This is a genomic window from Paenibacillus sp. oral taxon 786 str. D14 (assembly GCF_000159955.1).
In the GTDB taxonomy this organism is placed as follows: domain Bacteria; phylum Bacillota; class Bacilli; order Paenibacillales; family Paenibacillaceae; genus Fontibacillus; species Fontibacillus phoenicis.
Window position 1 is genome coordinate 1 of record NZ_GG696021.1, and the last position, 1550, is coordinate 1550.

Here is a 1550-nt window from a genome sequence, read left to right on the forward strand (position 1 = left end):
AAGTCCGGTGATTTAAGTCAGTTTTAGCCGTCTAACTGACATGAAAAATGAGGAAACAAACTTAACCACCGCTGATATGAGCAGGCTTGATACCGCCTCCGTCATCACGGATTTCGGTTTTTGGCATGCCAAAGCACCGGTTTGAGGTCGCTTTTTCTTAAACCGGCATAGTCTTTTTAAATTTTGAACGGTTGCCGTCAGTAGCGTCTGTTCCTGCATACAGTCCAGCCCACGGCTCCGTGCGCGACCCAGACCATGTGCGACTTTGCTTTCGGCAAACACATGCTCACAGCGAGTGCGTAACTTTTGCACATGACGGTAGGAAGCCGTGAGCTGAATTTGTTTGGCTCTGTTTCGGATTTGGATTTCCTGGATTTTGGCCAGCCGTTTGCGTTGTCTCTCAGGATCGTTCGTTTGACGTTTCCAAGTAGGTACATCTTCCAGTGTCAGGTTACGAAGCGAAACCAATGGGACAATCCCTTGCTCGAACAACGCTTGCAGATAATCTGTCGTGCCGTAGGCTTTGTCGGCAGAGAGCGTACGAATTCGAATTTGTGGATGGGCAAAGCGAATCGCGGCCAGTTGCTGTAAACTCGTCTCGCGCTCAGCCGTTCCGGACGCGATACTCGCTTGCGTGGACAGAATGACGCCGGACTGGACATCCGTCACATGATGCACCAAATACCGCAAATGCGCTTCCTGACCGTTGCTCTTTTTGTACAGACGGGCATCCGGATCCGTTACGCTGCGATGGGTCTGATTCGAGAAGGTTTTGCCATGAAAATCTTCATGTGTCGCCTTGTCTTCCAGCCGTTGCTCTTTTCGCGCAGGCGGTGCGGGCGGCTGGCTGTCATCATCGGAATCATGGGCGACACCATCGATCTGCTCATCTTGCCGAGCCATGCGAACCAGGTAATCCTCAATCGACTCCACCGGAGCCAAGGCGATTTCTTTCATGCTGTGGATGGACGCGTTGGCGCGTACTTGGGTGCCATCGACGCTGGCGTGTACATCGGATTGGACCAATCCGGCAGCGATGCATTGGTCCACAACATGTTTCATCAGCTTCTCAAAAATGCCGTGTTTTCGCCACAATTTCCGGGTCTTCACCAGCGTTGTCCGATCCGGCAAAGACGGCCGGGATGGATCCGGTCGCAGAACGGATTCGAAATCCAGTCCGCAGAACCACAAATAGCCCGCATGCATGGGCAGCAGCTGATACAATTCCCGTTCGGAATGGTTGAATAAATACGAAAGCAGAATAAGCCGGACGATCCGCTCCGGGTCAGCCGCCGGGCGGCCGGTACGTTCCGTATACAGCGGCGCCACCCAATCATGGATGATGGAAAAATCAAGCGCTTCGTTCAGTTGGCGCAGGATGTGTTTTCTCGGCACAAGATCATCCATATCCACAAATTGGAACATCTGAGGCTGGAGGGCCGACGACTTGTGGGCTTTCATGTTCAATCACTCTTTCGATCGTCTTGTTACTACTATAAATTCGATAAAACCATGGGAAAGGCCTGCTTAGGCGGACTTTTTCACCGGAC

At 52.1% G+C, this 1550-nt stretch carries 1 protein-coding gene; it reads right to left on the reverse strand.

Going from position 1 to position 1550, the window contains the following annotated elements:
- Positions 1–12: 12 nt before the first annotated feature.
- Positions 13–1461: an IS5 family transposase gene (locus tag POTG_RS22485; protein WP_036646774.1), complete on the reverse strand. Its 1449-nt coding sequence runs from the start codon at positions 1459–1461 to the stop codon at positions 13–15.
- Between the last annotated feature and the right edge of the window lie 89 nt (positions 1462–1550).